This window comes from Algoriphagus faecimaris, assembly GCF_900101705.1.
GTDB classification, from domain to species: domain Bacteria; phylum Bacteroidota; class Bacteroidia; order Cytophagales; family Cyclobacteriaceae; genus Algoriphagus; species Algoriphagus faecimaris.
The window spans coordinates 140,568-146,696 of record NZ_FNAC01000006.1 but is presented as its reverse complement, the minus strand read 5'-3'; the positions used below and the strand labels follow the sequence as shown (position 1 = coordinate 146,696).

The following is a 6,129-nucleotide window of genomic DNA, read 5'->3' as shown; positions in this document are numbered from 1 at the left end:
CTAACCAACTGAGCTACCTCGCCGGCATTTATTTATTCATTACTTCAATGTGTTGGGAGTGACCCCGTGTCCGCCGTGGCGGATAAGAATCCTTCTCCCGATAACTATTGGGATACCTCGCCAGAATTTTATGTAATATTTATTTTTTGATATCGAATGTTCGAATTAATGCCTATATTATGACACGGTCAAATTTCAATATTTCAAGATTGAAAATCTTTATTTTCTTCTTGATTGGCTCCCTCTCAAATGGGAATGCAAATATGAGGTCTTGTCCTGTGAAATGCAAGTTGACGTTCTTTAAAAAAGTGAAATTTTCACTCCAGAAATTTAAAAATCATGGTTAAAAATAAGTTTGTTGCTGATTATCAAATTAATGCCTCTAAAAAAATTGTTTTTCAGTATTTAAGTACTGCGAGCGGTTTGGAAGAATGGTTTGCTGATGAAGTCAAAATAAATGAGGACAAGGCCTATATATTTAACTTCGACGGAGAGGACCATCATGCAAAATTGGCTTCTTTGCGAATTAATTCTCATGTTAAGTTTGAATTTTATGACCCGACAAATCCTGAAGAAAAAGATCATGCCTTCATCGAATTTAAGTTAGAAGAAAATGAGTTGACCCAAACGCTCTTTCTTAAGGTAATTGATTATTCGGATGGATACGACGACGAGGAGTTGACCGCTATCTGGGAAGGTTTGATTGGTAAACTAAAAGAAATAATTGGTGGTTAAATGAATCTAATTCATCAATTTTGAACCTCTAAATCTATGTTTCGTACCTTTGAAACACAGAAGGGGAATTTCTATGAAGAAATTAGATAAACTAATATTGGGCTCTTTTATAGGCCCATTTTTATTGACATTTGTGGTGGTTGACTTTATTCTTTTGATAGTCAACATGCTCAAGTATTTCGATGAGATTTTTGGAAAGGGTCTGAGCTTTTGGATCTATGCAGAGTTGATCGGTTATTTTGTGATCAGTATTTCTCCCATGGCATTGCCTTTGGCAGTATTGCTTTCTAGTCTGATGACTTTTGGCAATTTAGGGGAGCATTTTGAATTGACAGCGATTAAGAGTAGTGGAATTTCTCTGATTAGGGCGCTTCGTCCCATAGCTATTTTCACTGTGTTTTTGGTTATCGCGGCTTTTTTATCTAATAATTTCCTAGTCCCACGAGTCAATCTCAAAACATTTAGTTTGCTTTACGATATTCGAATGAAATCTCCTGCCTTGGATATTCGTGAGGGGATTTTTTATGCGGGCATACCCGGGTATAGTATTAAGGTCAATCAAAAATTAAATGACAATGATTTAAAGGATATCATTATTTATAATCATAACGATGCCTTGGGGAATCTTGATGTCACAGTAGCCGATTCCGGTCGAATGGAGAAGTTTTTTAATGAAAACTATATGAAGTTGACCTTGTACAAAGGCACCAACTACAAAGAAGCCCGAGCCACAAGAGGAATTGCTGAAAAACCGGTGGAATTTAATAGGACTACATTTGATGAAAATATAATTGTTTTTAGTTTAGATGAATTCCAACTCAGCCGTACACCGGAGGATTTATGGTCTACCAATCGATCGATAAAAAATATTTCAGAAATCAAGCTTGGCCTTGATTCTATTGCATTTTTGGTAAATGATCAGCAGTTTAAAAATTATAAAACTGCTGAAAGTATTTTCCCGTTTTTTACACGATCAAGAGAAATCGAACCCCTTGATCCCATCGTGGAAAAGAAAGCACGCTATGATTCCCTGAGAGCCGAACTTAGTAGGAGGGAGCGTAGAAGAAGGGATTCACTCTCACAAGTTTTGAATGCTGAGAAAGATACTGTTATTGTTAATGTAGAAGAGAGCCTGATCACCATTCCGGATTCCAGTAAGCGGCTTTATGTGAGCTCCTCCACATCAGCAAAGCCCAATGTGGATTCTATCATTCAGGAGAAAGAAGCAAGGTCGCGCGCTATTCAAAGAGACTTGGAGGAAGAAATGGTCGATAACCCCGTTCCTGATGATCCTAATGACTTGAAAGTCAAAGTCAAACGAACTACTCCTTTGACAGCAGAGGAAAAAGCATTTATTGATTCCTTGGTGCATAAAAGAGGCTATCGCACTAATGCGATGACAATGGCTTTAAATAACTCAAGAAATCTTAAGAATAACTTTCAAGTGACCAAGGTGCAAATCGAAAATCACGAAAGAGAATTTAGAAGATTTGAAATAGCATGGTATCAAAAGTACACTCAAGCCTTTGCCTGTTTTGTAATGTTTTTAATAGGGGCACCCCTAGGTGCGATCATTAAGAAAGGTGGATTGGGTTTACCGGTACTCGTCTCTATTATATTTTTTATCGTCTACTATATGTTGACCATTACGGGAGAGAAATGGGCCAAGGAGGGAGTGACAGATCCTTTTTGGGGCACCTGGTTTTCTTGTTTGGTTCTCCTTCCTTTTGGATTTTTCTTTTTAAAACAAGCTCGTAAGGATGCTCGATTATTTGAGCCGGATTTCTATTTGGAATGGTGGAAAGGAGTGAGAAAAAGAGTAAAGGGGAATAATGCAAAAGCCGCTTAATATTTTCTAATTTGGAATATTAACCTTACCTTTGTCTCTGTTTTAATTAATTTAGCTAAACATGTATTTAACATCAGAGAAAAAACAAGAGTTGTTTAAAAATCATGGACGGTTAAAATCTGAAACTGATACAGGATCTCCTGAGTCTCAGATTGCCCTCTTTACTCACAGAATTCAGCATTTGACTGAGCATTTGAAATCCAACAAAAAGGATCACTCCTCCAGACTTGGATTGCTCAAGCTAGTAGGTAAGCGCAGAAGCTTACTAGATTATTTGATCAAAAACGACATCGAGCGATACAGATCAATCATTGCTGAACTAGGAATTAGAAAATAACCAATTAGGTAAGGTTCTCTTTTAGAGGACCTTACTTTTTTCTTTTTTAGCTAGATGCATTTACTTTTAAAACGAGAAAAATAATACTAATCATAATTTATGTTACCAAATTTAATCACTAAGACCATCACACTTCAAGATGGTAGACAAATCACTATTGAAACAGGAGCCCTAGCAAAACAAGCAGACGGCTCTGTAGTAGTAAAAATGGGAAAGGCCATGCTCTTGGCTACTGTAGTATCCAAAAAAGAGGCTGGTGAAGGAGTTGACTTTTTGCCTATGTCCGTGGATTATCAAGAAAAATTCGCGGCATCTGGAAAGATTCCTGGAGGCTTTTTGAAGCGAGAAGGAAGGCTTTCCGATTACGAAATTCTTATCAGCCGTATAGTTGATAGAGCAATTCGTCCGATTTTTCCGGACGATTACCATGCGGATACACAAATTGCCATCACTTTAATGTCCTCTGATGAGGAAGTTTTGCCCGATTGCCTAGCAGGATTGGCTGCATCTGCCGCATTAGCTGTTTCGGATATTCCTTTTAACGGACCTATTTCAGAAGTTCGTGTAGCCAAGATTGATGGCCAATTAGTCATTAATCCCAAGCCAAGCGATCTTGAAAAAGCTTCTTTAGAATTTATTGTAGCGGGTTCTTTGGAATTCATTTTGATGGTGGAGGGTGAGGCCAATGAGATTCAGGAGGATGAAATGGTAGAAGCCATGGAGTTTGCTCATGAAGAAATCAAGCGTCACTGTCAAGTACAGTTGGAATTGACCAAAGAAGTAGGAAAAGAACAAAAGAGAGAATACAATCATGAAAAATCTGATCCGGCACTTTTTGATAAGATGCGATCAGAACTTTATGATAAACTATATCAGTCTGTTTCTAAGCAAATTGCCAATAAGAGCGAGCGATCAGCTTTAATTAAAGAGATCAAAGAGGAATTTGTAGAAGCTTTAGGTGAAGAGCATGAATTTGAAGCAAGTTTGATAGGGCCTTATTTCCACAAAATCCACAAAGAGGCCGCTAGAAACTTTACGCTAGATACCAAAAAGCGGATGGATGGTCGTGATCTTACTGAAGTTCGACCTATTTGGTCTGTGGTAGATTACCTTCCTTCAGCTCACGGTTCTGCAGTATTTACTAGAGGTGAAACCCAATCTGTCACCACTTGTACATTAGGTACTAAGATGGATGAGCAGATGGTTGATGGAGCTGTGATCTCAGGATACAATAAGTTTTTCCTTCATTACAATTTTCCGGGATTTTCTACCGGTGAAGTGAAGCCTAACCGAGGACCGGGTAGAAGAGAGGTAGGACATGGAAACTTGGCCATGAGAGCCTTGAAAAAAGTGTTGCCTTCAGAAATTGAAAATCCTTACACTATCCGTATCGTATCTGACATTTTGGAATCCAACGGATCTTCATCGATGGCTACCGTTTGTGCGGGTTCATTGGCATTGATGGATGCGGGTGTGAAAATCAAAGCACCGGTGACTGGTATTGCGATGGGAATGATTTCAGATGCTAAATCAGGTAAATATGCCATTCTATCCGATATCTTAGGTGATGAAGATCACTTGGGAGATATGGACTTTAAAGTAACTGGTACAGAAAAAGGTATCACTGCTTGCCAGATGGACTTGAAAGTAGAAGGACTTGATTATTCCGTGCTCAAAGAAGCGCTTCATCAAGCAAAAGAAGGTAGACTTCATATCTTGAATGAAATCAATAAGACACTTGCTGCTCCTAAGCCAGACTTGAAGCCACATACCCCACGTTCTTTTGTAATGATGATTCCTAAAGAATTGATCGGAGCTGTAATCGGACCTGGAGGAAAAGTAATTCAAGAAATCCAAAAAGACACGAGTACCACGATTGTGATCGAAGAAATCGACAATCAAGGTAAGATTAACGTATTCTCTGCTAATCAGGACAATATGGATGCTGCTTTGAGACGTATCAAGGCGATAGTAGCTCAGCCTGAAATCGGTGAAACTTATACCGGTAAGGTTAAAAATATTCAACCTTTTGGTGCATTTGTGGAATTTATGCCTGGTAAAGATGGTTTACTTCATATATCCGAAATCAAGTGGGAGCGTCTAGAAAGTATGGACGGAGTATTGGAACCTGGAGAAGAAATCATGGTCAAACTTATCGATGTAGATAAAAAGACAGGTAAGTTTAAGCTTTCCAGAAAAGTTTTGATCCCAAAACCAGAAAAACAGGAACCAAAAGGTTAAGATTAACCTTCATTTGATTAAATTCACTAATACATCTATTACACAAATCATTATTCTGAATGAGGCAGCTAAAAATCAGTAAACAGATTACCAACAGAGAAAGCCAGTCCCTGGACAAATACCTTCAGGAAATTGGTAAGGTTGATTTGTTAACTGCAGACGAGGAAGTTGTTTTGGCAAAGAGGATCCGAGAAGGAGACCAATTGGCATTGGAAAAATTAACCAAAGCCAATCTTCGATTTGTGGTTTCGGTCGCAAAACAATATCAGAACCAAGGACTCTCTTTGGGCGACTTGATCAATGAAGGAAATCTAGGTTTGATCAAAGCTGCTCAACGATTTGATGAAACTAGAGGTTTCAAATTCATCTCTTACGCCGTTTGGTGGATTAGACAGTCGATTTTGCAGGCTTTGGCTGAGCAATCCCGTATTGTTAGACTTCCATTGAATAGAGTAGGTTCTTTGAATAAAATCTCTAAAACTTTCAGTGAGTTAGAGCAGAAGTTTGAAAGAGAGCCATCTCCTGAGGAATTGGCAGAGGTACTTGAAGTTACTGCATCCGAAGTAGTGGATACCATGAAGATTTCAGGTAGACATGTTTCTATGGATGCACCATTCGTACAAGGGGAAGAAAATAGCCTTTTGGATGTATTGGAGAATGATGGAGATGAGAAGCCTGACGATGAGTTGATGAATGACTCGCTTCGTAAAGAAGTACAAAGAGCACTTTCTACTCTGACCCAGCGTGAGGCCGATGTCATTACACTTTACTTCGGATTGAATGGTGAGCAAGCCATGACATTGGAAGAAATCGGTGAAAAATTTAATTTGACCCGAGAGCGAGTGAGACAAATTAAAGAAAAAGCCATTAGACGGCTTAGACATACATCAAGGAGTAAGACACTGAAGCCTTACTTAGGTTAACAAAAAGGGGAGGCGACTCCCTTTTTTTATTTTTTTCAGGTTCA

At 38.6% G+C, this 6,129-nt stretch carries 5 protein-coding genes; all 5 read left to right on the top strand.

Annotation, left to right across the window (positions count from 1 at the left end; all coding sequences use genetic code 11):
• Positions 1 to 339: 339 nt before the first annotated feature.
• The 5 genes from BLQ57_RS04965 (at position 340) to BLQ57_RS04945 (ending at position 6,085) form a co-directional block, all read left to right on the top strand.
• The gene (locus BLQ57_RS04965; protein WP_087938108.1) at positions 340 to 735 is read left to right on the top strand and encodes an START-like domain-containing protein; all 396 of its coding nucleotides are present in this window, start codon (positions 340 to 342) and stop codon (positions 733 to 735) included.
• Positions 736 to 808: 73 nt separating this feature from the next.
• Positions 809 to 2,584 carry an LptF/LptG family permease gene (locus BLQ57_RS04960; RefSeq protein WP_087938109.1) on the top strand — a complete coding sequence of 592 codons (1,776 nt, stop codon included), beginning with the start codon at positions 809 to 811 and terminating at the stop codon, positions 2,582 to 2,584.
• Between the two features lie 61 nt (positions 2,585 to 2,645).
• A complete protein-coding gene (rpsO, locus tag BLQ57_RS04955; RefSeq protein WP_087938110.1) occupies positions 2,646 to 2,921 on the top strand; it encodes a 30S ribosomal protein S15 in 276 nt (91 codons plus the stop codon).
• A gap of 99 nt (positions 2,922 to 3,020) precedes the next feature.
• Positions 3,021 to 5,162, top strand: a complete 2,142-nt coding sequence (gene pnp / locus BLQ57_RS04950) for a polyribonucleotide nucleotidyltransferase (RefSeq protein ID WP_087938111.1) — start codon at positions 3,021 to 3,023, stop codon at positions 5,160 to 5,162.
• A gap of 59 nt (positions 5,163 to 5,221) precedes the next feature.
• Positions 5,222 to 6,085 (top strand): sigma-70 family RNA polymerase sigma factor, encoded by an 864-nt coding sequence (locus tag BLQ57_RS04945; RefSeq protein WP_087938112.1) that lies wholly within the window; start codon positions 5,222 to 5,224, stop codon positions 6,083 to 6,085.
• The last annotated feature ends 44 nt before the right edge of the window (positions 6,086 to 6,129 follow it).